The organism is Micromonospora sp. CA-263727, assembly GCF_050942455.1.
Taxonomy (GTDB): domain Bacteria; phylum Actinomycetota; class Actinomycetes; order Mycobacteriales; family Micromonosporaceae; genus Micromonospora.
This window is the reverse complement of record NZ_CP192031.1, coordinates 6097969-6122500: the sequence shown is the minus strand read 5'-3', so window position 1 is coordinate 6122500 and position 24532 is coordinate 6097969. Positions and strand designations below refer to the sequence as shown.

The 24532-nt window shown below is 73.2% G+C and carries 19 protein-coding genes and 1 pseudogene; 15 read left to right on the top strand and 5 right to left on the bottom strand.

Annotation, left to right across the window (positions count from 1 at the left end; translation table 11 throughout):
- Positions 1-115: 115 nt before the first annotated feature.
- The 5 genes and pseudogenes from ACQPYA_RS26775 to ACQPYA_RS26755 all read left to right on the top strand — a co-directional run bounded on the left by ACQPYA_RS26775 (position 116) and on the right by ACQPYA_RS26755 (position 6129).
- Complete coding sequence (locus tag ACQPYA_RS26775) at positions 116-1150, top strand: ABC transporter ATP-binding protein (protein WP_433529816.1); 1035 nt, start codon at positions 116-118, stop codon at positions 1148-1150.
- A pseudogene (locus ACQPYA_RS26770) lies at positions 1147-2136 on the top strand (ABC transporter ATP-binding protein); the annotation flags it as partial. The gene ACQPYA_RS26775 and the pseudogene ACQPYA_RS26770, both read left to right, overlap by 4 nt.
- A 241-nt stretch (positions 2137-2377) precedes the next feature.
- Complete coding sequence (locus ACQPYA_RS26765) at positions 2378-3262, top strand: ABC transporter permease (protein WP_433529815.1); 885 nt, start codon at positions 2378-2380, stop codon at positions 3260-3262.
- A 12-nt stretch (positions 3263-3274) separates the two neighbouring features.
- Positions 3275-4261, top strand: a complete 987-nt coding sequence (locus tag ACQPYA_RS26760; protein ID WP_433529814.1) for an ABC transporter permease — start codon at positions 3275-3277, stop codon at positions 4259-4261.
- Between the two features lie 125 nt (positions 4262-4386).
- Positions 4387-6129, top strand: a complete 1743-nt coding sequence (locus ACQPYA_RS26755) for an ABC transporter substrate-binding protein (protein WP_433529813.1) — start codon at positions 4387-4389, stop codon at positions 6127-6129.
- A 104-nt stretch (positions 6130-6233) separates the two neighbouring features.
- Here ACQPYA_RS26755 and ACQPYA_RS26750 read toward each other — a convergent pair whose 3' ends face one another.
- On the bottom strand, positions 6234-8378 hold the full coding sequence (locus ACQPYA_RS26750; RefSeq protein ID WP_433529812.1) for a prolyl oligopeptidase family serine peptidase: 2145 nt from the start codon (positions 8376-8378) through the stop codon (positions 6234-6236).
- Between the two features lie 86 nt (positions 8379-8464).
- Between ACQPYA_RS26750 and mshB the strand changes: the two genes are divergently transcribed.
- From mshB to ACQPYA_RS26735, 3 genes are all read left to right on the top strand, one after another.
- Positions 8465-9394, top strand: coding sequence for an N-acetyl-1-D-myo-inositol-2-amino-2-deoxy-alpha-D-glucopyranoside deacetylase (mshB, locus tag ACQPYA_RS26745; protein WP_433529811.1), 930 nt, complete (start codon positions 8465-8467; stop codon positions 9392-9394).
- 14 nt (positions 9395-9408) lie between these two features.
- Complete coding sequence (locus ACQPYA_RS26740) at positions 9409-9843, top strand: hypothetical protein (RefSeq protein WP_433533639.1); 435 nt, start codon at positions 9409-9411, stop codon at positions 9841-9843.
- A gap of 78 nt (positions 9844-9921) precedes the next feature.
- Positions 9922-10386, top strand: coding sequence for a hypothetical protein (locus ACQPYA_RS26735; protein WP_433529810.1), 465 nt, complete (start codon positions 9922-9924; stop codon positions 10384-10386).
- A gap of 47 nt (positions 10387-10433) precedes the next feature.
- Here the strand turns inward: ACQPYA_RS26735 and ACQPYA_RS26730 are convergent, their stop codons facing one another.
- Positions 10434-11456, bottom strand: coding sequence for a GNAT family N-acetyltransferase (locus ACQPYA_RS26730; protein ID WP_433529809.1), 1023 nt, complete (start codon positions 11454-11456; stop codon positions 10434-10436).
- 79 nt (positions 11457-11535) lie between these two features.
- On the opposite strand from ACQPYA_RS26730, the gene fdxA reads away from it, so the two are divergent.
- From fdxA to ACQPYA_RS26705, 5 genes are all read left to right on the top strand, one after another.
- The gene (gene fdxA, locus ACQPYA_RS26725) at positions 11536-11862 is read left to right on the top strand and encodes a ferredoxin (RefSeq protein WP_007464872.1); all 327 of its coding nucleotides are present in this window, start codon (positions 11536-11538) and stop codon (positions 11860-11862) included.
- Entirely contained in the window at positions 11859-12962 is a 1104-nt protein-coding gene (gene dapC, locus ACQPYA_RS26720) for a succinyldiaminopimelate transaminase (RefSeq protein ID WP_433533638.1), read from the top strand. The genes fdxA and dapC overlap by 4 nt, the downstream gene beginning before the upstream one ends.
- A gap of 137 nt (positions 12963-13099) precedes the next feature.
- Positions 13100-14119 (top strand): prephenate dehydrogenase, encoded by a 1020-nt coding sequence (locus ACQPYA_RS26715; RefSeq protein WP_433529808.1) that lies wholly within the window; start codon positions 13100-13102, stop codon positions 14117-14119.
- Between the two features lie 124 nt (positions 14120-14243).
- A complete protein-coding gene (locus ACQPYA_RS26710) occupies positions 14244-14879 on the top strand; it encodes an SIMPL domain-containing protein (RefSeq protein ID WP_433529807.1) in 636 nt (211 codons plus the stop codon).
- The gene (locus ACQPYA_RS26705) at positions 14879-15526 is read left to right on the top strand and encodes a nucleoside/nucleotide kinase family protein (protein WP_433529806.1); all 648 of its coding nucleotides are present in this window, start codon (positions 14879-14881) and stop codon (positions 15524-15526) included. The genes ACQPYA_RS26710 and ACQPYA_RS26705 overlap by 1 nt, the downstream gene beginning before the upstream one ends.
- Here ACQPYA_RS26705 and ACQPYA_RS26700 read toward each other — a convergent pair.
- Both ACQPYA_RS26700 and ACQPYA_RS26695 read right to left on the bottom strand, forming a co-directional pair.
- Complete coding sequence (locus ACQPYA_RS26700; RefSeq protein WP_433529805.1) at positions 15503-18130, bottom strand: hypothetical protein; 2628 nt, start codon at positions 18128-18130, stop codon at positions 15503-15505. The genes ACQPYA_RS26705 and ACQPYA_RS26700 overlap by 24 nt on opposite strands.
- Before the next feature lie 103 nt (positions 18131-18233).
- On the bottom strand, positions 18234-18791 hold the full coding sequence (locus ACQPYA_RS26695) for a sugar O-acetyltransferase (protein ID WP_433529804.1): 558 nt from the start codon (positions 18789-18791) through the stop codon (positions 18234-18236).
- Positions 18792-18933: 142 nt separating this feature from the next.
- Between ACQPYA_RS26695 and ACQPYA_RS26690 the strand changes: the two genes are divergently transcribed.
- Positions 18934-22260 carry a S8 family serine peptidase gene (locus tag ACQPYA_RS26690; RefSeq protein WP_433529803.1) on the top strand — a complete coding sequence of 1109 codons (3327 nt, stop codon included), beginning with the start codon at positions 18934-18936 and terminating at the stop codon, positions 22258-22260.
- Positions 22261-22353: 93 nt separating this feature from the next.
- Here the strand turns inward: ACQPYA_RS26690 and dapD are convergent, their stop codons facing one another.
- The gene (dapD, locus tag ACQPYA_RS26685; protein ID WP_433529802.1) at positions 22354-23313 is read right to left on the bottom strand and encodes a 2,3,4,5-tetrahydropyridine-2,6-dicarboxylate N-succinyltransferase; all 960 of its coding nucleotides are present in this window, start codon (positions 23311-23313) and stop codon (positions 22354-22356) included.
- 136 nt (positions 23314-23449) lie between these two features.
- Between dapD and dapE the strand changes: the two genes are divergently transcribed.
- Entirely contained in the window at positions 23450-24523 is a 1074-nt protein-coding gene (gene dapE / locus ACQPYA_RS26680; protein ID WP_433529801.1) for a succinyl-diaminopimelate desuccinylase, read from the top strand.
- Positions 24524-24532 lie beyond the last annotated feature (9 nt).

Genomic DNA, 24532 nt, shown 5'->3' with positions numbered 1-24532 from the left:
CCGGCGTCATTCTCGTTCTGGTCGCTGCAACCATGGCCGCACTCTTGGTGCGCGGGGTGGGCGGCGGAGACGGTGGTGGCGGTAGGTTTCCTTCGCCGGGCGGAGGGAGGCGATCGTGGACCCTTACCTGCTAGTGGAGGACCTGCGGGTCAGCTTCGCCACCGCCGGTGGGACGGTGCGCGCGGTCGACGGGGTGTCGTTCGCGGTCGAGCGCGGGCGCACCCTCGGCGTGGTGGGCGAGTCCGGCTCGGGCAAGAGCGCCACCGCACTGGCGATCCTCGGCCTGCACGACCCCCGGCGGGCCACCGTCACCGGTGAGATCACCGTTGCCGGCCGTCGGCTGGTCGGCCGGCCGGAGGCGGAGGTACGCCGGCTGCGCGGCCGGAACCTGGCCATGATCTTCCAGGATCCGCTGTCGGCGCTGCACCCGTACTACCCGGTGGGCCGGCAGGTCGCCGAGGCGTACCGGGTGCACCATCCGCGGGCCGGGCGGGCCGAGGTGCGCGGGCGGGTGGTGGAGACGCTGGGCCGGGTCGGGATCCCGGAGCCGGAACGGAGGTACGGCCAGTACCCGCACGAGTACTCCGGCGGCATGCGGCAGCGGGCGATGATCGCGATGGCGCTGGTGAACGATCCCGATCTGCTGATCGCCGACGAGCCGACCACGGCGTTGGACGTCACCGTGCAGGCGCAGATCCTGGACCTGCTGGCCGACGTGCAGGCCGAGTTCCACACCGCGATCGTGCTGATCACCCATGACCTCGGTGTGGTCGGTCAGATCGCCGACGACGTGCTGGTGATGTACGCCGGCCGGGCGGTCGAGCAGGGCAGCGTCGAGCGGGTGCTGCGCCGGCCCCAGCATCCGTACACCTGGGGGTTGCTCTCCAGCGTGCCGTCGCTGCACGGCGACGCCGACGCGGACCTGACGCCGATCCCGGGTCACCCGCCGAGCCTGATCGACGTACCGGCCGGCTGCGCCTTCCACCCGCGCTGCCGGTACGCCGGACAGACCGGCGGCCGGTGCCACGCCGAGCTGCCTGAGCTGCGCCCGGCCGGCGCCGCCGGGCACCGGGTCGCCTGCCACCTCTGCGCCGAGGACCGGACCCGGCACCATGCCGCGGACGTCACCCGGGCGGAGGCGGCCCGGTGACGGCGAGCGGCGACGGCGCGGAGCCGTTGCTGCGGGTACGCGGGCTGACCAAGCACTTCCCGGTACGTCGCGGCCTGCGCCGCGGCGGCCTGGTACGCGCGGTGGACGGGCTGGACTTCGCGGTGCGGGCGGGTGAGACGCTGGGCCTGGTCGGCGAGTCCGGTTGCGGCAAGACCACCACCGGTCGGATGCTCGTGCGGCTGCTGGAGCCGACCGGGGGCAGCATCGAATTCGCCGGGCGCGACATCACCCACGCCGGCCGGCGTGAGCTGCGCCCGCTGCGGTCGGACCTCCAGATCATCTTCCAGGACCCGTACGCCTCGCTGAATCCCCGGCACACGGTCGGCCGGATCATCGCGATGCCGTTGCGGGTCAACGGGATCGTTCCGCCCGGCGGGACGAAGGCCCGGGTGCGGGAGCTGATGGAGCTGGTCGGCCTGAACCCCGAGCACCACGACCGGTACCCGCACGAGTTCTCCGGTGGCCAGCGCCAGCGCGTCGGCATCGCGCGGGCGCTGGCACCGGGGCCCCGGCTGGTGGTGGCCGACGAGCCGGTCTCCGCGTTGGACGTCTCGATCCAGGCCCAGGTGGTCAACCTGCTGCGGGACCTGCAACGCGAGCTGGGCCTGGCCTTCGTCTTCATCGCCCACGACCTGGCCGTGGTCCGGCACTTCTGCCAGCGGGTCGCGGTGATGTACCTCGGCCGGATCGTCGAGATCGGTGACCGGGACGACATCTACCGGCGGCCGCAGCACCCGTACACCCGGGCGTTGCTGTCGGCGGTGCCGGAGGTGACGCGGCTCGGCCCGGCCGGGCGGATCCGGCTCTCCGGCGACCTGCCCGCCCCGCCGCCCCCGCCCTCCGGCTGCCGGTTCCGAACCCGCTGCCCGAACGCGCGCGACCGGTGCGCGGTCGACGCGCCGGCCCTGGTCCGGCGCGCTGCCGGCACCCAGGCCACCGCCTGCCACTTCCCGGAGGCCGGGCCACTCGGCCCGCTGCCGGCGAGCATGGCGGGGCTGCCGGCGGGCGTTGCCGGGCTGCCGGCGGGCGTGCCGCAGGCCCGGCTCCCGGCGGGCTCGGCCGACCGGGAGGGGAGGCGTCGGCATGAGTCGGTCGCGGGTGGACGGGGCGGCGCTGGCCGGGATCGGGGCCGGTGCGGAAGGCGGTGGGTCCGGCGCGCCGCCGGACCGCCGGATCGTCGGCCGCTCGCCCGGGCAACTCGCCTGGTTGCGGCTGCGCCGTGACCGCACCGCGCTGGTCAGCGGGGCGATGCTGGTCCTGTTCGTGCTGGTGGCGCTCGCCGCGCCGCTGATCGAACTGGCCTACGGGATCGGCCCGCGCGACCAGTTCCAGGACAGGCTGGACCTCTCCGGCACGCCGCTCGGCTACGCCGGCGGCGTCTCCGGCGAACACTTCTTCGGGCTGGAACCCGGGCTCGGACGGGACATCTTCATCCGGCTGGTGTACGGCCTGCGTACGTCGTTGTTCATCGCCGTCACGGCGGCGGTGCTCACCGGCGCGATCGGCGCGGTGCTCGGCGCGCTCGCCGGCTACCTCGGCGGCTGGCTGGACGCGGTGGTCAACTGGGTCACCGACCTGACGCTCGCGCTGCCCTTCCTGGTCGTCGCGCTGGCCCTGACCCCGACGTTGACGCTGCGCTTTCACGGCCAGCGGGACGCGGTGCCGCCGGCCTTCGGGGTCGGGGTGCTGATCGCCATCTTCGCCGTCTTCGGCTGGACGGGCACCGCCCGGCTGGTCCGCGGCCAGGTGATCGCACTGCGCGAGCGGGAGTTCGTGGCGGCGGCAAGGGCCAGCGGAGCCGGCCTCGGCCACATGCTGTTCCAGCAACTCCTGCCGAACGTCTGGGCACCGATCCTGGTGTCGTTCTCACTCGCCGTGCCACAGTTCATCACCGGCGAGGCGGCGCTGTCGTTCATCGGCGTCGGGTTGACCGAGGAAACCCCGAGCTTCGGTCGGATGATCTACCAGAGCCTGGACCACCTCCAGACCGGTCCGGCATTCGTCTTCTTCCCCGGCGTCACGATCTTCGCGCTGGTCCTCGCCTTCAACCTGTTCGGGGACGCGCTCCGCGACGCGCTCGACCCGAGGTGAGAGCAGGCCCTGATGGTGCGTTTCCTGGTCCGGCGGAGCATCTCCGCCGTACTCGCCCTCTTCGCGGTGAGCGTGCTGACCTTCCTGATGTTCTTCGCTTTGCCCCGCGACCCGGTCACCGGGATGTGCCCGAAGAACTGCAACCCGGACCGGCTGGAGCGGGTGCGCCAGGAGTTGGGGCTGCGCGATCCGTTGGTGAGTCAGTACGCGGGCTACATGAAGGGCATCGTCGCCGGACGGGACCTCGGCGGCGCGCAGGGCGGACGCTGCGACGCCCCCTGCCTGGGCTGGTCGTACGCGAACAACGAGGCGGTCACCGACACCATCGCCCGGGTGCTGCCGGTGACGGTGAGCATCGTCCTGCCGGCGGCGGTCCTGTGGCTGCTGCTCGGCGTGGGTCTGGGCATGCTCTCCGCGCTGCGCCGGGGCAGCTGGCTGGACCGGGCGGCGATCGGCTTCTCGCTCGCCGGTGCCTCGTCGCAGCTGTACTTCGTCGGCGCGGTGCTGCTGCTGGTCTTCGTCTACCGGCTGCGCTGGCTGCCGGTGCCGGGCTACACGTCGCTGTTCGAGGATCCGGTGCGCTGGGCCAGTGGGCTGGTGCTGGCCTGGTGCTCGCTGGCCTTCCTGTTCTCCGCGATCTACGCCCGGCTGTTCCGGGCCCAGATGCTGGAGACGCTGAGCGAGGACTTCGTCCGTACCGCGCGGGCCAAGGGCCTGACCAGGACCCGGGTGTACGGCCGGCACGCGCTGCGCGCGGCGATCACGCCCGTGGTCACCGTCGCCGGGCTCGACGTCGGCGCGGCGCTCGGCGGCACGGTGATCACCGAGACGACCTTCGGCATCCACGGGGTGGGCCGGACGGCGGTCGAGGCGGTACGCGCCGGTGACCTGCCGACCATCATGGCCACGGTGCTGATCGCGGCGGTCTTCGTGGTGCTGGCGAACGTGCTGGTGGATCTGCTCTACGCGGCCATCGACCCGCGGGTGCGGCTCGGCTAAAGCGTCCGGGCCTCGGCTGCTGGTGAGATTCATCGATATCCGTTGCGGAATCCGAAGGTCTTCTTCCCTACGATTCTCCGGACGCCGGTGTGGAACCGGCGGTGTCCGGGTGGAGGAAACAGCGGATGAGACCACGCGTGGCGGCGGTGGCGGGCGGCGCGGTCGCGCTGGTGGTGGCAGTGGGCGCGTGCACGAGGAACACCGGCGAGGGCGCCACGGTGGACATCGCCCGGCAGCAGACCGGGGTCATCGCCACCGACCCGAAGGACTCGTTGGGGCCGGCGCCCGCGGTGGCGGGGGCGCAGCCCGGCGGCACCTTCACCATCATCCGGGAGACCCCCATCTCCCACCTGGACCCGCAGCGGACGTACTCCTTCGTCGGCCTGATGGCCGCGCCGCTGTTCACGCGCTTTCTGACCACCTGGAAGGACGACGGCCAGGGCAACCTGGTGCTGGTCGGCGACCTCGCCGAGACGCCGGGCCGCGACGTCAACGAGGACTGCACGGCATGGGAATTCACGATCAAGGACGGGGTCAGGTTCGAGGACGGCCGGCCGATCACCTCCAGGGAGATCGCGTACGGCATCGCCCGCTCCTTCGACCCGGACCTCGTAGGTGGCCCCACCTACCTCCAGGAGTGGCTGGCCGACACGCCTCAGTACGACACGAGATGGGACTTCAGGGCCAACCGGACGGGGCTGCCGCCGGGCCTGACCACACCGGACGATCGCACGCTCCGGTTCGAGTTCGCCCGGCCCCGCTGTGACCTGCCGTTCGCGGTGTCGCTGCCGGCCACCGCGCCGCTGCCGCCGGAGAAGGACACCGGGCTCAATCTCGGCAACGCGCCCTTCTCCTCTGGCCCGTACAAGGTTGCCCGGTACCGGGCGGGCGTCGAGATTGTGCTGGAGCGCAACCAGCACTGGGACGCCGGCACCGATCCGGTCCGCCACCAGTATCCGGACCGGATCGTGTGGAGCTTCGGCCCGACCCCGGATGCCGCGAACAACCGGGTGATCGCCGACAACGGCGCCGACCGGAGCGCGATGGCCTGGGACTACGTGCCCGCCCCGCTGGTGGCCAGGGTCGCGGGCGACGCGGCGCTGCGGTCCCGGACCATCCTCTCCCCGACGCCCAGCGCCAACCAACTGGTCATCAACAACCGGCGGGTCACCGACCTGCGGATACGCCAGGCGCTCAACTACGCCATCGACCGCGAGGGACTGGTCAAGGTGCTCGGTGGGGCGACCGTGGCCGCACCGATGACCACCCTGATGCCGCCGGCCACCATCGGCCACGAGGCGTACGACGCCTATCCGGCGGGGCCCAACGGCGATCTGGAGAGGGCTCGGGATCTGCTCGGCGGGCAGACCCCGGAGCTGGTCCTCGGCGCGGCCGACAGCTCGGTCGAGCAGCAGGTGGCGACGCAGCTCAAGGGCAACCTGGAACGCGCCGGATTCAAGATCACGGTCCGCAGCATCCCGGCCGACGCCAAGCTCGACGAGATCAAGAAGAAGAACAACCCCTGGGACCTGTACCTGGGCTCGTGGGCTGCCGACTGGCCGAGCGGCGCGTCGATCCTGCCGGTGCTCTACGACGGTCGCAGCATCAGGGCCGCGGGCAACAGCAACCAGGCGTACTTCGACGATCCGGCGATCAACGCCGAGTTCGACCGGATCCTCACCCTCTCCCCGTCCGAGCAGGCCCCCGAGTGGGCGAAGCTCGACGAGCGGATCATGCGGGAGCACGCCCCGGTGGTCCCGCTCTACGTCGACGTGGCCTATCTGGTGCACGGCTCGAAGGCCGGCGGGATCTTCGTCTCCAGCGTCTTCGGCTACCCCTCCCTCATCGCCGCCCACGTCAAGCCGTGATGTAAGGAGGGGCCCCCTATTAACGGCACCGGCCGGCACCGACCGTCGGCGCTGTTAATAGGGGGCCCCGCCTCTACACCAGGCGTTAACAGGGGGCCCCTCCTTTACGGCAGGTGGGTGTGGAGGAAGTTGAGTTCGAGGCGGAGGAGGCGTTCGGCGAGGCCGCCGGCGGCCATGTGGGTCGCTCCGGTCAGCGGCAGCACCGAGTGCGGTCGGCCGGCGGCCAGCAGCGCCGCCGAGAGCCGTAGCGTGTGCGCCGCCACCACGTTGTCGTCGACCATGCCGTGCACGAGCAGCAGCGGTCGGGCCTGTGCCGGGTCGGTGATTGGCTCGGCCGCCAACTCCACCAGCGAGTGGTGCGCGTACACGTCCATCCCGTCGTCGGGCAGGCCGAGATAGCGCTCGGTGTACGCGGTGTCGTAGAGGGCCCAGTCGGTGACCGGCGCCCCGGCGATCCCGCAGCGGAACAACTCCGGGTGGCGTAGCACCGCCAGACCGGCCAGCCAGCCGCCGAACGACCAGCCCCGCACCGCGACCCGGTCCAGGTCCAGATCCGGGTGCTTGTCGGCGAGCGCGGTGAGCGCCTCCACCTGGTCGGCCAGGATCACGTCGGCCACCCGCCGGTGGATGGCCTTCTCGTAGGAGGGGGCGATGCCCGGCGTACCCCGGTTGTCGATCACCACCACCGCGAAGCCGGCGTCGGCCCACCACTGCCGTTCCAGCCAGGCCGCCCGCGCGGCGATCACCTCCTGGTGCCCCGGCCCGCCGTAGATGTCCAGCAGCACCGGCAGCCGCCGCCCGGTGACGTGGTTGTCCGGGTAGAGCACCGCCGAGGGCAGCCGCCGGTCGGTCACCCGCTCCAGCAGCGGCAGCGGCGAATAGCTCGGGGTGGCGGCGAGCGAGCGCAGCGTGGCCACCTCGCGGTCGCCCTGCCAGACCGTCCACCGGATGCCCGCGTAGTCCAGCGAGGCGCTGCCGACGACCAGCACGTCACCGCCGACCGCGGCGGCGTGCCAGCCCGGGTCGGTGGTGAGCCGGCGGGCGTCGACGCCCCCGCCGATGCTGGTCCGGATCCGGAACAGGTGCTGTTCGCTCGGCTCGCCGTCGCTCGCCTCCACCAGCAGGTCCGCCGGGCCGCTGCTGGCGGCCAGCCGGCCGACCACCCGGCGTACGTAGAGCGAGGGCGGGGTGAGCAGTGTGCCGTCGGCGAAGAGGCAGCGCGCGTCGTACCCGTCGTGAGCCAGTTCGCCGCCGACCAGCACCCGCCCGTCGGGCAGGTGCGCGGGGGTGCCCGGGATCGGCTCCACCCAGCGCGGGTCGGCCAGTTCGGCGTGCACCTGGGTCTCGCCGGTGCGCGGGTCGACGGCGAGCACCAGCCCGTGCTGCTGCGACCGGCGCAGCACGGTGATCAGCGGGGCGCCCTCGGCCCAGTGCACCGCGGTCAGGTACGGGTAGGTCTCCCGGTCCCAGTGCACGTCGACCCAGCCGCCGTCGAGGTCGAGCAGGTGCAGGCTGACCTCCGCGTTCGGCCCGCCCGCCACCGGGTACGCGACGTCGACCGGCGGGCTCGCCGGCTGCGCCGGGTCGTGCAGGTGCCAGCGGGGCAGCCGGGCTTCGTCGACCCGGGCGGCCAGCACGGACCGCCCGTCCGATGCCCACCAGTAGCCTCGGTGCCGCCCGAACTCCTCCGCCGCGATGTGCTCGGCCAGCCCCCAGACCACCCCGGAGTCCTCGCCGGCCAGGATGCTGTCGGCGCCGTCGATGTCCACCACCCGCAGCTGGCCCCGGCGGACTCCCTCGGCGGCGTCGGTCACGTACGCCAGCCGCTGGCCGGTCGGGTCGGGTCGGGGGTCGAGCACCGGCCCGACGGTGGGCACCTCCACCACGTCACCGTGCACCAGGTCGGCCCGGAACAGCCGGCCGGCCAGCGCGAACACCGCCACCCGCCCGGTGCCGTCGAGGGCGTACGAGCCGATGCCCGAGGCGCTCAGCCGCAGCCGCTCACGGCGGGCCCGTTCTCCCGGACTGAGCGCGCCAGGGTCGGCGTCCGCGCCGAGCAGGGTGGCCGGACAGGCGACCAGCTGCTCCTCGCCGGTCGCGACGTCCAGCAGCCAGAGCGCGTCGGCCGGGTCCTCCGGGCCGGCGGAACGCAGGAAGACCACCCGGGCCCCGTCGTCGGCCACGGAGACGGCGCGCGGCGCCCCGTGGCTGAACCGACGGGTGCGGGCGGCCAGCTCGGGAAAGTCCACAGGCCAGATCGTAGGCCGGTGCCGGACACGATGTGACCGACCTGGGCGGACGCGTCGGGGCCGGTACGAGAGAACCGCCGGTTAGAGTGACCGTCGTGACGACGCTGCCTGACCGCCGCCTGCTGCTGGTCCACGCGCACCCCGACGACGAGTCCATCGGCACCGGCTCGACGATGGCCCACTACGCGGCCACCGGTGCCCACGTCACCCTGGTCACCTGCACACTCGGCGAGGAGGGTGAGATCCACGTGCCGGAGCTGGCCGGTCTCGCCGCTGCCGAGGCCGACCAGCTCGGTGGGTACCGGATCGCCGAACTGGCCACCGCCTGCGCCGAACTCGGCGTCACCGACCACCGCTTCCTCGGTGGCGCGGGACGCTACCGGGACTCGGGCATGATGGGCCTGCCCACCAACGGGCACCCCCGGGCGTTCTGGCGGGCCGACCTCGACGAGGCCGCCGGATATCTGCTGGAGGTCATCCGGGAGATCTGCCCGCAGGTGATGATCACCTATGACGACAATGGCTTCTACGGCCACCCCGACCACATCCAGGCGCACCGGGTGGCGATGCGGGCCGTCGAACTGGCCGACCGGGAAGGTCTCGCCCCGGCGAAGGTCTACTGGACGGCGATGCCGCAGAGCGTCCTGGAGGCGGGCATGACGCACTTCGAGGAGGCGTCGGACAACCCCTTCGCCGGCATCTCGGACGCGACCGAGCTGCCTTTCTGCACGCCGGACAAGGAGATCGCGGCGCGGATCGACGCCACCGAGGAGCACGCCGCGAAGGAGGCGGCGATGCGGGCGCACGCCACCCAGATTCCCGCCACCTCCTGGCTCTACTCGATCGCCGGCAACTTCGGCGCCGAGTTCATGGGAGTGGAGTACTTCACCCTCGCGGTGGGTACGAAGGGGCCGGGCGGCGGCCCGTACGGCTGGGAGTCGGACCTCTTCGCCGGGCTGGACGTCGGCGCCGGCCCGGCGGATCGCGCGCCGGTCGGCTCGGCCGGTCTCCGGTGACGCTCCCCGCCGCGATGTCGGTCGCCCCGCCGGAACAGGAGCCGCCCCCGCCCGCCCGGCTGTGGCGGCCCCTCGACGTCGGCCTGCGGGTGACCGGTGGGCTGGTCGTCTTCGTCGCCGGGGCGGCGACCGCGGTGCTGGAGCTGCTGCTCGCGCCGCTGCGGGTCAGCGGGCAGCTGGTCGGGGTGGCGGTGCTCGTGGCGGTCGCCGCGAACATCGCGCTGAGCTGGTTCGCCATCGAGACGGTCGGACGCCGCTGGGCGGTGGCGCTGCCGGCGCTGCCCTGGGTGGTGATCATGGTGGCCGCCGCCGACCGGACCACCGAGGGCGATGTGCTGCTCGTCGGCAACTGGGTCGGGCTCACCCTGGTGGTGGCCGGTGCGATGACCTTCGCGGTGATGGCGTTCCGCTCGATCCTGGCACCGCCGCCGGCTCCCGGTAGGTACTGACGACGCCCAGCAACGGGTGGTAGACATTCCTGCCAGGAGACCCGCCATCGGGGCGGGCGGTACGGCGGGAGGCGTGCGATGGGGCAGCGGTGGCGCTCGATCGGGGTGGTCGCGATCGGGCTGTTCGCGGTCAACGTGGTCGCCCGGCTGGTCATCCGGTTCGGCTTCGACGGTGACGAAACCGCCGCCGACCGGGTGACGCTGGGAATGTTCGGGGTGATCGGGCTGATCCTGGCCTGGGTCGCCTTCACCCGGGGCCGGCGGTACCCGGTTGCCCACTGGGGCACCGAGACGGCCGCCTCGATCGGCATCGCGCTCGGGCTGACCATGCTGATCGCGCCGCTTCTGCTCGGCAGAAGCCCGTTCGCCGAGGGTAGCGCCACCTTCTTCTGGCAGGTCGTGCTCTACCTGGTGGCGACCACCGCCGGGGCCTTCCTGGGCTACCTGCTGCTCACCACGCTGGGCCTCGACCACCGCTCGCAGAGCCTCAAGCGGTACGCCGAGACCAGCGCCGCCAAGCCCCGCCGGATCGTCCGCCGCTGACGCGGGCCGTCCGGGCGCGGGTCCGGCTCGGCTTCTCTGCCGACGGGTCAGTGCGGCGCGACGCGGGTCAGGTAGGTGTGGTGGGTGGTGAAGCCGAGCTTGCGGTAGAGCGTGACGGCGGGCACGTTGTCCTGCTCCACCTGGAGGAAGACATCGGTCGCCCCGTGGCCGGCGGCCCAGTCGGCGAGCGCCCGGATCAGCCGGGCGGCCAGCCCCTGCCGGCGCGCGGCAGGCAGCACCTCGATCAGGCATAATCCGAGCCAGCGTCCCCGGCCGGTCACCGTGCCGCGGCCGACCGCGACGAGCCTGCCGTCGGCGTACACGTGGGCGAAGCGGACCCGGTCCACGGCGGTGAGCACGTGCCGGGCGGTCTCCGGCAGGCCGCCCTTGCGGCCCGCCGCCACCGCGAGCCAGTCCGCCGAGGGCGCCGCCGCCAACTCGACCACCAGCCCGGCGGTGGAGCCGGCCCCCGGGCCGGACCCTCCCGCGCCGGCCCTTTCCGGGCCGGTGCCGAGGGAGGGCGGCTCCGGTCGCGCCCCGGTCAGGGTGGCGAGCGGGGCGGTCTGCACCAGCACCAGCGGGCGGCTGCCCCAGCCTCGCAGGTCGAGTTCGGCGCCGACCGGCGCGGCGAGCGGTAGCGGCGTGTTGACCAGTGCCGGCTGGCCCCGGTCGGCGTACCAACGCTCGACCGCGTCCAGCGCGGAGGGCAGCGGCCGGTCCGGGTCACCGACCGGCAGGGCCGAGTTGGCCCGGCCGGTCCAGCCGTCGGCGGCGCGCAACAGCCAGTCGCCCAGGCGGGCGCGGGTGGGTGCCGGCCATGCCTCGTCGGCGGCGAGTTCCAGCTCGACCACGGCGGCGGCGGTCGGCCGCCGGGCCGGCGGTACCCGTTTGGCCCGGTGCACCTCCGTCATCGGCACGCGCAGTCGCCCCTGACGGGTGGTCAGCGTGAGGTGGGTATCGGTAAGCTCGACGAGTTCGCCGAGGGCGTCGGAGTAGACCGGGCGTCCACCGCGACTGCCCACCACGCGTCGGACCACGATCCGGTGTCCCACGTCCTGCTCTCGGAGCACGATCGACCTCCTCCCCGGCGAGATACTAGGCTCTTACCGTCGCGGGAGATCGCGGCGCGTCTTGCGGAGGAGAAGACCGGTGACCTACATCATCGCCGAGCCGTGCGTGGATGTGCTCGACAAGGCATGCATCGAGGAGTGCCCGGTCGACTGCATTTACGAGGGCAACCGGATGCTCTACATCCACCCCGACGAGTGCGTCGACTGTGGTGCCTGTGAGCCCGTCTGCCCGGTGGAGGCGATCTTCTACGAGGACGACGTCCCGGAGCAGTGGAAGGACTACACCGGCGCCAACTACGAGTTCTTCGAGGACCTGGGCTCGCCCGGTGGCGCCTCGAAGATCGGCAAGGTGGAGAAGGACGCCACCTTCGTCGCCGCGCAGCCGCCGCGCGGCGAGGGCCACTGAACCGGCCCGCGCCGGTCTCGTCGCGGCTGCCCGAGTTCACCTGGGACACCCTGGACGCGGCGGCCGCCTTGGCGGCGGCGCATCCGGACGGCCTGATCAACCTCTCCATGGGTACGCCGGTCGATTCGGTGCCGGAGGTGGTCCGGCGGGCCCTGGCCGAGGCGTCCGACGCCCCGGGTTATCCGTTGACCGCCGGCACCCCGGCGCTGCGTGACGCGATCGCGGCCTGGGTGGCCCGGGCCTGCGGGGCTGGCGTCGACGGGCTCGGGGTGCTGCCGACGATCGGCTCCAAGGAACTGGTCGCCTGGTTGCCCACCCTGCTCGGGGTGGGCCCCGGCGATGTCGTGGTGGTGCCGTCGGTCGCCTACCCGACCTACGAGGACGGGGCGAGACTGGCCGGGGCCACCACGGTTCGCGCCGACTCGCTGACCGCCGTCGGCCCGACCTCCCGGGTACGCCTCGTCTGGGTCAACTCGCCGGGCAATCCGACCGGCCGGGTGCTGCCCGCGACCCACCTGCGCAAGGTGGTGGACTGGGCCCGGGAGCGCGGCGCGGTGGTCGCCAGCGACGAGTGCTACCTGCCGCTGGGTTGGGACGCCGAGCCGGTCTCGGTGCTCTCGCCCGAGGTCTGTGGCGGCTCGTACGACTCGGTGCTGGCGGTGCACTCGCTCTCCAAGCGCTCCAACCTCGCCGGCTACCGGGCCGGTTTCGTCGCCGGAGACCCGGCGCTGGTGGCCGAGCTACTGAAGATCCGTAAGCACGCGGGGATGATCGTGCCCGCGCCGGTGCAGGCGGCCATGGTGGCGGCCCTGCGTGACGAACGGCACGCCGACGAGCAGCGGGAGCGCTACCGCGCCCGGCGCGAGCTGCTGCGCGCGGCGTTCACCGGTGCCGGCTTCACCGTGGAGCACTCCGAGGCCGGGCTCTACCTCTGGCTCACCCGGGGCGAGGACTGCTGGGACACCGTCGACTGGCTGGCCCGGCGCGGGGTCCTGGTCGCCGCCGGTGTCTTCTACGGCCCCGCCGCCCGGCAGTACGTCCGGGCGGCGCTGACCGAGTCCGACGAGCGGGTCGCGGCGGTCGCCGCCCGGCTCAGGTAAACCGGGCCGGACGATATCCTCGGCGCGGGCTTAGAGACTGTCGGAAAAGTCCGCCTCGCTCGCCCCGGGGTCTCCCGACAGTCCTTGGCGCGGGACCGGTCGGTCCCGTACCCGAGCAGGAACGTCGAGGGGTGCGGATGGTGGACGGACCGGATGCGCCGCTGCGGGCGGCGGTGGTCGGCACCGGCCTGATCGGCGGGTCGGTGCTGCTCCGGCTGCACGCCGCCGGGCTGGACGTGACCGGCTGGGATCCGGACGAGGCGACCCGCAGGCGGGCCCGGTCGACCGGCGTACCCACCGCCGAGCGGCTGGTCGACGCGGTGGCCGACCGGGACGTGGTCTTCCTCGGCGGGCCGCTGCCCACCCTGCCGGCGACCCTGGTCGAGGTGGCCGCGGCGACCGACGACGACTGCCTGCTCACCGATGTCGGCAGCACCAAGGCGGAGCTGGCGGCGTTCGCCGGGGCACGCGGGCTGACCCACCGGTTCGTGCCGGGCCATCCGATGGCCGGCACCGACCGGGCCGGCCTGGGCGCGGCGCTGCCGGAACTCTTCGCCGGCGCGGCCTGGGTGCTCTGCCCCGCAGCGGACGGGCTGGCCGCGTTCCGCCGCCTGGCCGCCCTGGTCACCGAGGTCTTCGCCGCCCGGGTGGTGCCGATGGCGGCGGATCGGCACGACGCGGTGGTGGCGCTCGCCTCGCACGTGCCGCATCTGCTCGCCGGTGCGCTGGCCGGTGCGGCCGAGCGGTCGGCGCTGCGCGACGCGGTCCTCACGCTGGCCGCCGGCAGCTTCCGGGACGGCACCCGGGTCGCCGGCACTCCGCCGCAGCGCACGGCGAACATGCTGGGTGGCAACCGCGACGAGGTGCTGGCCGCGTTGGCCGGGGTCACCGCGTTCCTCGACGAGCTGGCCGGTGCGCTGCGGGCCGGTGACGGCGACGCCCTCACCGCCCGGTACGCCGAGGCCGGCGCCGCCCGCCTGGCGCTGGCCGGGCGGCTGCACCACGAGCGGGTCCGGTCCTTCCCGGCCGGCGGCGACCTCGCCGGCGAGCTGGCCTGGCTGCGCGGGCTGGGCGTGGCGGGCGGCCACCTGAGCGCGTGCCAGGTCGATGCCGGCGCCGTCACCTACACCGCCCACCTCCCGCACACCGTCGGTTAGGGCGCGTTCACCGGAACCGGCTGGCCTGCGGCCGGCCCGGACGACGGCCGGCACCGGTGCCGTACGCCCGATCGGGGCGGTGCATCGGTGGGCGCGGCGGGGGACCCGCCGCTAGGGTGATGGCATGGTGGACGGACCGGTGGTGACGGTACGCGGCGAGGCCTACCGCGAGGTCGCTCCAGAGGTCGCCCGCTTTACGGTGACCGCGCTCGCGCGGGACCGGGACCGGGAGGCCACCCTGACCCGGCTGGCCGAGCGGGCCGCCGCCGTCCGGGTGCTGCTCGACTCCGCCGAGCCGACCGTCGACCGCCGGGAGACCGGCGAGCTGCGGGTACGGCCCGAGACGCGCCGCTCCGGCGAGCGGGTGGTGGCCTGGCACGGTTCGGTGGTCACCACGGTGACGGTCAGCGACTTCACCGCGCTCGGTGAGCTGATGCTGCGCCTGGCCGACCAGGATCAGGTCGAGGTGGCCGGGCCGTGGTGGTCGCTGCGCCCCGACAGCCCCACCTACCGCGAGGCCCGGCACGCCGCGATCGCCGATGCGGTGCAGCGGGCCCGCGAATACGCCGAGGCGCTCGGTGCCCAGGTCACCGACCTGATCGAATTGGCCGACGAGGGCGGCGGCGGGCAGCCGATGATGGCGCGGATGGCGTTCGAGGCCGGCGGCGGTGCGCCGGAGCTGGAGCTCGACCCGCAGCAGCAGTCGGTGCATGCGGCCGTGCGGGCGCGGTTTGCCATCAGCCGGCCGGTCCTGTCCTGATGCCCACCGCCCGGGTGCTGCCCGTCGAGGAACTGCTGGAGCGTGCCCGCGCGCTCGCCGCTGCCGGCCCGCGCCAACTGCTCGGCGTCACCGGCGCTCCCGGCGCGGGCAAGTCCACGCTGGCCGCGCAGGTGGTGGCGGCGGTCGGCCCGGCCGCCCAGCTGGTGCCGATGGACGGCTTCCACCTCTCCCAGGCGGAGCTGCACCGACTGGGCCGGGCCGCCCGCAAGGGCGCGATCGACACCTTCGACGCCAACGGCTACGTCTCGCTGCTGCGCCGGCTGCGGCGCAAGGAGCCGACCTCGGTCTGGGCGCCGGAGTTCCGCCGGGAGCTGGAGGAGCCGATCGCCGGGGCGATCGAGGTGCCGCCGGAGGTCCGGCTGGTGGTGACCGAGGGCAACTACCTGCTGATCCCGGAGTGGCCCTGGGACGAGGTCCGTGCCCTGCTGCACGACGCGTGGTTCGTGGATCTGGACGCCGACCTGCGGCACCGCCGGCTGGTCGAGCGGCACGTCGCGTACGGGCGGTCGGCGGATGAGGCCCGCGCCTGGGCGCTGGGCAGCGACGAGGTCAACGCGGCGCTGGTGGCCGGCACCGCCGACCGCGCCGACCTGGTGGTACGCCTAGCCGAGCCCCCGCCGGGGTGACGGGACCGTCCGTCGGAGCAGCCAGGCCACCCGGGACCGTTCCCGCTGGAACTCGGCGGCCTCCGGGTATCCGCTGTGACTGCGGATCGGCGGGTCGGCCACCTCTCCGTCGCTGGGATGCAGCGCCTCGGGGTCGGTGACGGCCACGTCGCGTTCCCCGGCGGTGACCGGCCAGCCGAGCGGGTCGGTGTCCCGCCAGAAGTTCGTCCAGCCGGTCCCACCGGAGGGGCGGGCCAGCGCCCGGGTCAGCACCGGCAGCCGCTCCGGTCCGAAGTACGCGGGGAAGACCCGGCCGTACAGCCGGGTCAGCTGGCAGCCGTAGGAGAGGAACCAGATCCGCCGCCGCCACCGGCTGGGCAACTGGAGGATGACCGCGGTGCAGAGCACGGTGCCCTGGCTGTGCCCGGAGAGGATGATGCCGTCCATCCGACGGGGATCGTGCTCGGTCAACGCGAGCAGGCCGGCGGTGCGGGTGAGCAGTTCGGGCACGGCCCGCTCGGCGTAGCTCGGCGGGGCGAGCGGGTGCGCGGCGCGCGGCCAGAACGTCCCCACGTCCCAGAGCACCCCGACCGACCGCCGGACCGTGTCGTTGCGGTAGACGAGCAGGCCGATGGCGGCGACCGCCACCGGCAGCCAGCCGAGCAGTGCGTCACCCACGTCGGCGATGCCCCTGACCACGGCCGTGCCGCCGGTCGTCGACATCTCGTTCGGATGGACCGGGGAGAGGACGGCCACGCAGCCGAGGGCGGCCAGCAGGGCCAGCACGCCCGCGTACCAGCCGATCAGGCGCAGGGCGTGCTCGCCGACCAGCCGGTGGACCGCGCGGTGGGCGCTGACGTCCCGGGCCCGGCGTAGCTCGTGCGCGGAGAGTTGCCCGCCGCCGGCCACCAGGGTGCCGTACTCGTGCCGGCGTAGCCGCTGGAAGAGCACGACCGCGCGGGCGGCGACCAGGGCGAGGGCCACCAGCGCGCCGGCGAAGCTCAGCCCGACCCATGTGGTCGGGGCCGGCGTGACCACCATCGGACGGCCGTCGGGCGGGACGTTGCCGTTGAGGTGGTCGGTCACCAAGTAGAGCAACCCCGTGCAGTACGCGAGGCAGAGCAGCCAGCCGAAGCCGGCGATGACGGCCGGGGCCCGGCCCCGCCACGCCAGGTCGGTGTACGGTCCCAACGGCTGCTTCGAACCGTTGGGCCGGATCCGCGGCAGCATCAGGCCGGTCACCGTGACGGCCAGCACCGGCAGGGCGAGTTGCCAGACCTGGAGCGGAGCGGATCCGACGCCGGGCAGCCAGCCGTGGACCCAGGCGGTGCCGACGGCGATCAGCAGCGCGGCGGTGACGGGTGCGGCGAGCCCGCGGCGGCCGGAGCGGGCGGTCGTGCCGATGGCGATGAGCAGCAGCAGTTGGCCGGTGACCAGCCAGGCGATGGTCCCGTCGAAGCCGGGCAGCGACCGGTCCTCCAGACACCCGGGCAGCAGCGGGGTGGCGTCGCAGCCGGCCGGTGGGCGCAGCTGGGCCAGTGGGGTGCCGGCCGCGCCGTCGGGCAGTAGCAGCACCAGCACGGTGCCGGCCAGGCCGAGGAGGGTGAGTACGGTGACCGCGACGCTCCACGGGCCGAGCGGGGTGGCCCCGGAACGCCGGGTCAGGTAGGGGCGGCCGATGGCCACCAGCGCGATCGCCACGACGGCGGCGAGCAGCGCCACGGTGGACCAGACGAGCACCGCCCGCGCACCCTGCGGCGGGTCCAGCACGCCGATGGTGCCGAGCGGGATCGCCGCCGCCACCACCGTACCGGTGCAGAGGTGCAGCACCGCGGCGCGGCGTAGCTGCCCCTCGCCGCACCAGAAGGTGGGGTCTTCGAGGGGGTTGGCGAGCGTGCCGGGCGGCTCCTGCGGCACCGGAGCCGGTTCGTCGACCGGTTGGCTGGGCAGCGCGTCGGCGTCGACCGGTGCGGCCATCCGGGGTACCGGCGGATCGACCGGATCGGCGGGCATGACCGCCTCGTACTGGTAGGTGCGCCAGGCGACGAGGCCGAGCACCACGATCAGGGCGAGCGGCACGGTCAGGCCGACGGCCAGCGCCCGCCCGCCCTGCTGCCACCACGGGCTGGCGAGGAACTCCCAGGGCCCGGGGATCCGGCTCAGGCAGGTCTGGTCCACGCACTGCCAGCCGATGAGATCGACGCCGACGCCGGTCAGCGCGAGCACCGGTGTGCTGGTCAGGGTCAGGCAGAACAGCCGGATCAGCCAGGCGGTGATCCCGGGGCGGCTGGCCAGCCGCTCGTCGGTCGGGTCGGCCGGTATGCCGGGCCGGGCGTGCAGCGCCACGTTGGCCAGGGTGAAGGGCAACAGCAGTGTCCACAGGGCCCGCTCCACGTCGCGCGCGGTCCGCGCGCCGGAGGTCAACTGTCCCCAGCTGTACGCCTCGACCACGATCGGGTCGGCCGGCGAGGCGGTGGCGGAGCGGTAGAAGCCGGTGACCGGGCCGCCGGCGACCAGCCGTGGCTGTGGTGGCTCGCCGCCCGGCTCCGGTGTCAGTCCCAGGGTTTCGGCGGGCGGCGTGTTTGACACTCCGTGTACGCGTAGTTCGAGAATCCGTCCGCTCATGCCAAGCCTCCCGGTGACGACTCTGCTACCCAGGGTGCTCGATTTCTGGGCAAAGTGCCACCGGCCGGGACGGCGTTTATGCAGGTGAAAGGCGGTGTCGGGGTCAGCCGATCTGGCGTGCCGGGCGGGCTGGGTTGCCGACGGCGACGACGTTTGCCGGCAGGTCCCGGGTCACCACGGCGCCTGCGCCGACGACGGTGTTCTCACCCACCGTGACTCCGGCGAGGACGATTGCGCCTCCGCCCAGCCAGACGTTGTCGCCGATGGTGATCGGCTGGGCCGCCTCCCACTTCGCCCGGCGCCGCTCCGGGTCCACCGGATGGGTCGGGGTGAGCAGTTGCACGTTCGGGCCGACCTGCACGTCGGCCCCGAGGGTGATCGGCGCGACGTCCAGGAAGACCGCCTGGTAGTTGACGAAGCTGCGGGGGCCGATCCGGATGTGCCGGCCGTAGTCACAGTAGAACGGCGGACGGATCCAGGTGTCCTCGCCCAATTCGCCGAGCAGCTCGCGCAGCGCGGCCAGCCGGCCGTCGGGGTCGTCGGCGGAACTGGTGTTGAACCGCTCCATCAGCCGGGCGGCGCGGTCGAGGTCGGCGATGATCTCCGGCCCTTCGGCGATGTACGGCTCGCCGGCCAGCATGCGTTCCTTCATGGACGTCACTTGTCTGATCCTGCCGCCGCCGGCCGTGCTGCGGAATCAACTTCGTCACATCCTTGACTCCACAATACATACTCGGTATGCAATTCTTGCAGGTATCGATGAGGTTCCTCATCGGTTACGACGCTCCAGTAAGGAGGATCAGTTGCCACGGAAACGCAGACTGACCGCCATCGGGCTTGTGCTGGGTCTGGTGCTCGGGGTGCCGGGCGCGGCCACGGCCAAGCCGTCCCAACCGGCCGCCACGGCCATTCTCTCCGCCAACGGCCAGCCGGCGCAGTCCGGTCGGTCGACCACCGTCACCCTGCTCACCGGTGACCGGGTGACCGTCAGCGCGTCCGGCGCGGCGAGCGTACGCCCGGCGGAAGGGCGTTCCGACGTCCGCTTCCTCACCCTGCGCGACCGGGACCACCTCTGGGTGGTGCCGCAGGACGCGCTGCCGCTGATTCGCGACGGCCGGGTCGACCGCCGGCTCTTCGACGTGACCGGGCTGATCGCGGCCGGCTACGACGACGCCCGTCGCGACAACCTACCGCTGATCATGAGGTACCAGGCGGGCGCGGCGCGGCGTGGCGGTGCGCCCGGCGGGGTGACCGTCACCGGCGACCTGGCCGCCATCGGCGGTGTCGCGGCCACCGCGGAGAAGCGACAGGCGGGCCAGGTGTGGGCCGCCGTGGCCGGCAGCGCCGCCCGGATCGACGCGGCGGGGGGTGTCGAGCGGATCTGGCTCGACGGCAGGCGACAGCTGACACTGGAGCACAGCGTGCCGCAGATCGGTGCACCCGCTGCCCACCAGGCCGGCTTCACCGGCCAAGGGGTGCGGGTGGCGGTGCTGGACACCGGGGTCGACGCCGGGCATCCGGACCTGGCCGGCCGGGTCGCCGAGGCGCAGAACTTCACCGAGGAGGAGAACCCGGGTGACCTGGTGGGACACGGCACCCACGTCGCCTCCATCATCGCCGGCAGCGGTGCCGCCTCCGGCGGCCGGTACCGCGGCGTCGCACCGGACGCGACCCTGCTCTCCGGCAAGGTCTGCGAGATCTACGGGTGCACCGAGTCGGCCATCCTCGCCGGCATGCAGTGGGCCGCCGTCGACCAGCGCGCCGACGTGGTCAACCTGAGCCTCGGCGGGATGGACACTCCCGAGATCGATCCCCTGGAGGAGGCGGTCAACACGCTGACCGAGCAGACCGGAGCGCTCTTCGTGATCTCGGCCGGCAACGACGGCATGGTCGGCTCGATCGGCTCACCGGCCAGCGCCGACGCGGCGCTCGCCGTCGGCGCGGTCGACCGCGACGACGAACTCGCCTACTTCTCCAGCCAGGGCCCGCGGGTCGGCGACGACGCGCTGAAGCCGGACATCACCGCTCCCGGCGTGGACATCGTCGCCGCCCGGGGCGCGGGCACCCGGCTCGGCGACCCCGTCGGAGAGCAGTACGTGTCGCTCTCCGGCACCTCGATGTCCGCGCCGCACGTCGCCGGGGCGGCGGCGCTCCTCGCCCAGCAGCAGAGCGGCGCGACGGCGGGGCAGCTCAAGGCAACCCTGATGGCCTCGGCCAGCCCTCACCCGGAGCTGACCGCGTTCCAACAGGGCGCCGGTCGGGTCGACGTGGCCCGGGCGATCGCCCAGTCGCTGGTCAGCGAGCCGGCGAGCGTCTCGTTCGGCCGGACGCTCTGGCCGCACGACGACGACGAACCGGTCACCCGGGAGTTGAGCTGGCGCAACAACGGGCCGCAGGCGCTCACGCTGGACCTCACCGTCGAGGCCAGCGGCCCCGGCGGCACGCCGGCCCCGGCCGGCATGTTCGTGCTGAGCACCCAGCGGGTCGTGGTGCCGGCCGGTGGCACGGTGTCGGCCACCGTCACGGCCGACACCAGCGTCGACAGCCCGGACGGTCACTACACCGGGCGGATCGTGGCCCGTTCCGGTGGCACGGTGGCGATCACCCCGCTCGCCGTCAACAAGGAGGTGGAGAGCTACACCCTGACCGTCCGGCATCTGGACACCGCGGGTGCGCCGGCGGCCGACTACGCCACCATCCTGCTCGGGCTCACGGAGTACAGCTACACCTGGGCGTACGACCCGGACGGCACCGCGGAGGTGCGCCTGCCCAAGGGGCGGTACGGGCTGGCGAGCTACCTGTTCGAGTCGGAGGGGGAGAGCGCCGCGCTGATGGTTCAGCCCGAACTGACCCTGAAGCGGGACACCGAGGTCACCGTCGACGCGGGTAAGGCGGGACCGGTGCGGATGACCGTGCCGGACCGGTCGGCGACGCCGGCGCTGGTCGACATCGGAGCGAACTTCATTCTCGACGACGGCGGCGCCGGCTTCGGCCTGCTCGGCCTCGACTTCACCGGGCTGTCCAGCGGCCAGATCGGCCGGGCGGTGTCGCCGAAGCAGTTCGTCGGCACGGTGGCCAGCCAGTGGGCGGATCTGGAGGCGGCCAGCAGCCCGTACCTCTACGGCCTGGGCGAGAGCTTCCCCGGCCGGATGCCGTCCGGGCTGACCCGGCACTACCAGAAACGTGACCTGGCCACGGTCACGCACACCTTCCCGACCGGTTATCCGGGCCAACTCGCCGAGCGGATCGTCTATCCCACGTTCGACCCGGACCTGGGCGGCTGGGCGATCATCCTGCCGACCGCGGTACCGGGGCAGCGGGTCGAGCACTACCGAGCCAAGGGCATGCGCTGGTCCTCCGAGCTGGCCTTCGGTACGCAGACCGAGGAACCGTGGCTCGACCTGGTGGCTGCCCTGTGGTCGGAGCCGACGGTGTACAAGGCGGGCCGGCACTACCGGGAGAGCTGGAACGGCGCGCCGTACGGGCCGTCCTTCCCGGCGCCCCGCTGGCCGGGGCAGGGCCTCACCCGCCAGGGCGACACGATCGTCCTGGATGTGCCGCTGCACAGCGACGTGCAGGGACACGCCGGCGGGTCGATCGCGGACACCGCCCGCACCGCGCTGTACCGAAACGGCCAGCTGGTCGAGGAGGTCCCGGAACACGGCTGGGCGTGGTTCGAGGTGCCGCCCGGGGAGGCGGCGTACCGGCTGGAGACGTCGGCGAAGCGGAGCTTCACCGACCTGAGCACCGAGGTCGCCACCACGTGGACCTTCCGCTCCCGGCACGTCCCGGGCGACGATTTCGCCCGGCTACCCGCCTCGGCGATCAGGTTCGCGCCGAAGCTGGACGGGCAGCAGGGCGCGCCGGCCGGCCGGTCCTTCGTCATCCCGGTCCGGGTGGAACGTCAGCCCGGTGCGCCGACGGCGAAGATCGCGTCGCTGACCGTCGAGGTCTCCTACGACGGTGGAAAGACCTGGCGCAGTGCCCAGGTGAAGAAGAACGGTAGCGAGTGGAGGGCCACGGTGCAGCACCCGCGGGCCACCGGCCACGTGTCGCTGCGGGCCAGTGCCCGGGACACCGCCGGCAACACGGTGACCCAGCGGATCATCCAGGCGTACCGCCTGCGGTGAGCCGTACCCGGTGGCCCCGCCGCCACCGGGGCCGGGATGTTAAGAGGGGCCCCTTCCTATACGCGAGGCGTTAGGAAGGGGCCCTTCCTTGCATCAGTCGTTGGCGTGCAGGGCGGCGTTCAGCTCGATGCCCCGGCCGGTACGCGGCCGGGCCTCCAGCGCCCCGGTGACCGAGTTGCGCCAGAACAGCAGCCCGTCGACGCCGGAGAGGTCGCGGGCCTTGACCACCCGGCCGTCCGGCAGGCTGATCTTCGAGGCGGCGGTGATGTAGCAGCCCGCCTCCACCACGCAGTCGTCGCCGAGCGAAATGCCGACACCGGCGTTCGCCCCGATCAGGCTGCGCTCGCCGACGCGCACCTTCGCGGTGCCGCCGCCGGAGAGGGTGCCCATGATCGAGGCGCCGCCGCCGATGTCCGAGCCGTCGCCGACCACCACGCCCTGCACGATCCGGCCCTCTACCATCGAGGCGCCGAGGGTGCCGGCGTTGAAGTTGACGAAGCCCTCGTGCATGACGGTGGTGCCGGCGGCGAGGTGGGCACCGAGGCGGACCCGGTCGGCGTCGGCGAGCCGTACCCCGGAGGGCACCACGTAGTCGGTCATCCGGGGGAACTTGTCCACCCCGTACACCGCCAGGTGGCGGCCGGCGGCCCGCTCGATCACCCGCAGCTCGTCCACCCGCTCCGGCGGGCACGGCCCGGCCGAGGTCCAGGCCACGTTGGCCAGCTTGCCGAAGATGCCGTCGAGGTTGAGCTCGTTGGGCCGCACCAGGCGGTGGGAGAGCAGGTGCAGCCGCAGGTACGCGTCGGCCGCGTCCTTGATCGGGTCGTCCAGCGAGCCGATCACGGTGACCACCTGGACGCTACGCAGACCCGGCAGGACCCGCTCACCGATCGCCCCCGGCGGCAGGTCCAGCACGTCGGCCTCGCCCTCACCGGGCACCAGCGGCAGGTCGCCGAGGCCCAGCTTGCCGGTCGGGTACCAGGTGTCGAGCACCTGGTCGTCGGCGGTGACGGTGGCCAGGCCGATGCCCCACGCGGGTTGTGTGGACGTCACTTACTCACCTCTCGTTCCCATCTGGGCTGGCTGCTGCTCGCGACTGCGGGGCTCACAAGCTCACTCCTCGCGCTTCGCCGAAGGGCTCGCGGGCTCGCGTCTCGCGGTCGCCGCTTGTGACGGTACCGTGCGGACCATGGAGAACCCGCTTACCCCCGAGGTCCTCGCCGATCCGGTGGCGTTGACCCGCGCACTGGTCGACATCGAGTCCGTGTCCCTCAACGAGAAGGCCATCGCCGACTGCGTCGAGGAGGTCCTGCGGGCGGTGCCGCACCTGGCCACCTCCCGGCACGGCAACACGGTGATGGCGCGTACCGACCTGGGCCGGACCTCCCGGGTGGTGCTGGCCGGGCACCTGGACACCGTCCCGCTGAACAACAACTTCCCGTCGACCATGCGGGGCGACCTGATGTACGGCTGCGGCACCTCGGACATGAAGTCCGGGGTGGCCTTCGCGCTGCACCTCGCGGCGACCCTGCCCGAGCCGCGCTACGACCTGACGTACCTCTTCTACGAGGCGGAGGAGATCGAGTCCCGATACAACGGCCTCACCCTCGTCTCCCAGGCCCACCCGGAGTGGCTCCAGGCCGACTTCGCGGTGCTGCTGGAGCCGACGTACGGCATCGTGGAGGCCGGCTGCCAGGGCACCATGCGGGCGATGGTGGTCACCACCGGAGTCCGGGCGCACTCGGCCCGATCGTGGCACGGGGTCAACGCCGTGCACGGGGCCGGTGAGGTGCTCCGCCGGCTGTCGGCGTACCAGGCCCGGCGGGTCACCATCGACGGGTGTGAGTACCGGGAGGGCATGAACGCGGTGCGGATCCACGGCGGGGTCGCCGGCAACGTGGTGCCGGACCGGTGCGAGATCGAGGTCAACTACCGTTTCGCGCCGGACCGTACGCCGGCCGAGGCCGAGGCGCACCTGCGTGAGGTCTTCGCGGGCTACGAACTCACGGTGACCGACTCCGCGGCCGGTGCCCTGCCCGGGCTGGACGCCCCGCCCGCGCGGGAGTTCCTGGCCGCGGTGGGCGCCGCGCCGATCGGCAAGCTCGGCTGGACCGACGTGGCCCGCTTCGCGGCGATGGGGATCTCGGCGCTGAACTTCGGCCCCGGCGACCCGAACCTCGCCCACCATCCCGACGAGCACGTCGAGATCGGCAAGATCCGCGACGGCGCGGCCACCCTGCACCGCTGGCTCGCCCCCGCCTGATCCCCGCTG